This window comes from Streptomyces sp. NPDC006368, from assembly GCF_040612535.1.
Lineage (GTDB): Bacteria > Actinomycetota > Actinomycetes > Streptomycetales > Streptomycetaceae > Streptomyces.
This window is the reverse complement of record NZ_JBEXQK010000101.1, coordinates 1-2,896: the sequence shown is the minus strand read 5'-3', so window position 1 is coordinate 2,896 and position 2,896 is coordinate 1. Positions and strand designations below refer to the sequence as shown.

Sequence of the window (2,896 nt, the reverse complement as noted above, 5' to 3'; positions counted from 1 at the left end):
TGGGGTAGGTGGTGTAGAGGTCGTGGCCCATGCCGGGGCGTTGGGAGCCCTGGCCGGAGAAGACGAACCCGACCCCACCCCCCGACCGCACACCGGGGTCGAGCAGGCGCAGCCCGTCCAGCAGCGCCTCGCGATCGGTGCCCACGACCACCGCGCGGTGGTCCAGGGCGGCCCGGCCGACGGCCAGCGAGTACGCCAGGTCGACCGGATCCGGGGCGTCCTCGCGTCCCGCGAACGCGAGCAGCCGCTCGGCCTGGGCGGCCAGCCCCCGAGGCGTCCGACCGGACAGCACCCAGGGCACCGCGGGCACGGGAACCGGCGCCTTACCGGCCTCCGCCTCACCCGCCTCGCCCTCCGCCTCCGTGGGCGCCTCGGCCGGGGCCTCCTCGATGATCACGTGGGCGTTGGTGCCGCCGAACCCGAACGAGGAGACACCGGCGCGGCGCGGCCGGTCGGTCTCGGGCCACTCGGTGGCCTCGGTCAGCAGCCGTACGGCTCCGGCGCTCCAGTCGACGTGCGGTGACGGTTCATCGACGTGCAGGGTCCTGGGCAGCACGCCGTGACGTATCGCCTGCACCATCTTGATCACGCCGCCGACACCGGCGGCGGCCTGGGCGTGCCCGATGTTGGACTTCAGTGAGCCGAGCAGCAGCGGCTCCTCCCGCTCCTGCCCGTAGGTGGCGAGGAGGGCCTGTGCCTCGATCGGGTCGCCGAGCCGGGTGCCGGTGCCGTGGGCCTCGACGGCGTCCACGTCGGCGGGCCGCAGCCCCGCTCTCTCCAGAGCCTGGCGGATGACCCGCTCCTGGGAGGGGCCGTTGGGCGCCGTGAGTCCGTTGCTCGCGCCGTCCTGGTTGACCGCGCTGCCCCGGACCACCGCCAGGACCTGGTGGCCCTTGCGGCGCGCGTCGGACAGCCGCTCGACGAGCAGCAGACCGACGCCCTCCGCCCAGCCGACGCCGTCCGCGTCCGCCCCGAACGACTTGCAGCGGCCGTCGGCGGCGAGCCCCCGCAGCCGCGAGAACTCGACGAACGCCACCGGGGTCGACATCACGGTGACCCCGCCGGCCAGCGCGAGGTCGCACTCGCCGTTGCGCAGCGCGTTCGCCGCCAGGTGCAGCGCCACCAGCGACGACGAGCACGCCGTGTCCACCGACACGGCCGGCCCCTCGAAGCCGTACGTGTAGGACAGCCGGCCCGAGGCGACGCTGCCCGCGCTGCCGCTGAACAGGTACCCCTCGAAGTCCTCCGGCGGCAGATGCGGACGGGAGCCGTAGTCGTTGTACATCAGGCCCGTGTAGACACCGGTGCGCGAGCCGCGCAGACCGGTGGGGTCGATCCCGGCGTTCTCGAACGTCTCCCACGCCGTCTCCAGCAGCAGCCGCTGCTGCGGGTCGATCGCGGTCGCCTCACGGGGCGACATGCCGAAGAACCCCGGATCGAACCGGTCCGCCTCGTGCAGGAAGCCCCCCTCACGCCCGTACGACGTGCCGGTCCGCTCCGGGTCCGGGTCGTACAGCGCGTCCAGGTCCCAGCCGCGGTTGTCCGGGAACCCGGTCACCGCGTCCGTACCGTCCATGACGAGCCGCCACAGGTCCTCGGGCGAGGAGACCCCGCCCGGGTAGCGGCACGCCATGCCGACGATCGCGATCGGCTCGTGCTGCTTGTCCTGGATGTCCCGCAACTGTCTGCGCGCGTCACGGGCATCGGCGACGGCCTTCTTGAGATAGTCGCGGAGCTTGTCCTCGCCCGCCATGATCGTTCAACTCCCGGATGTCGTCTGGTGGATGGCCTCGGTCGGGGAGGCCGGATCACTCGAATTCGTCGATGAGGGCGAACAGTTCCTCGTCGGAGGCGGTTTCCAGGTCCTCGTCGTCCTGGTCGGGCGCGGCGGCCCCGGCCGCCGTGTCGGCGGCGGCGAGCAGTTCCCGCAGCCGCGCGGTGATCCGGCCGTGGGCGCCCTCCTCCGAGGCCAGCCCCTCGATGGCCGCCCTGAGCCTGGACAGCTCGGCCAGCACCGGTTCGTCCGGGGCGACCTCCTTGACGGCCAGCCGGTCGGCCAGGTACGCGGCGATCGCCCGCGGCGTCGGATGGTCGAAGACGAGGGTGGTGGGCAGCCGCAGCCCGGTCTCGGTCCCCAGCTGGTTGCGGAGTTCCACCGCGGTCAGGGAGTCGAAGCCCAGCTCCTGCACGGCCCGGTCACCGTCGATCGTGCCGGGGTCGGAGTGGCCCAGGACGGCGGCCACCCGGCCGCGCACCAGATCGGTGAGCATCCGGTCCCGTTCCGCGGCGGGCAGGGCGGCGAGCCGCTCGGCCAGGCCGGGGCCCCGGTCGGGTCCGGCGCCGGACGCGGTGCGCCGCTTGGGCGCCGTACGCACCAGGCCGCGCAGCAGGACCGGCACCTGGTCGCCCTGGGCACGCAGCGCGCGGGTGTCCAGGCGGGTGACCGCGAGGACGCTCTCCCCGGCGGCGTGGGCGGCGTCGAAGAGCGCCATGGCGTCGTCGCCGGCCAGCGGCAGCAGCCCGGAGCGGGCGAGACGGCGCAGGTCCGCCTCGGCGAGGTGCCCGGTGATGGCGCTCGTCTCCTCCCACAGGCCCCAGGCCAGGGACAGGGCGGGCAGCCCCCGGGCGCGGCGGTGCGCGGCCAGGGCGTCGAGGAAGGCGTTGCCGGCGGCGTAGTTGGCCTGCCCCGCGGTGCCGAGCAGTCCGGCGACGGAGGAGTAGAGCACGAACGCGCTCACGTCCAGGTCCCGGGTGAGCTCGTGGAGGTTCCAGGCGGCGTCGGCCTTGGGGCGGAGTACCGTGTCGAGGCGTTCGCCGGTCAGGCTCTCGATGGTGGCGTCGTCGAGGACGCCGGCGGTGTGGACGACTCCGGTCAGGGCGCCCTTGACCCCGGCCA

General features: G+C 74.2%; 2 protein-coding genes. Both read right to left on the bottom strand.

Annotated features, from left to right (window positions below):
* Window positions 1-1,753: beta-ketoacyl synthase N-terminal-like domain-containing protein (locus ABZZ38_RS30385; RefSeq protein WP_356745761.1), on the bottom strand; the 1,753-nt coding region annotated here is incomplete at its 3' end.
* 55 nt (window positions 1,754-1,808) lie between these two features.
* A partial coding sequence (locus ABZZ38_RS30380; RefSeq protein ID WP_356745759.1) for a beta-ketoacyl reductase occupies window positions 1,809-2,896 on the bottom strand: 1,088 nt, incomplete at its 5' end.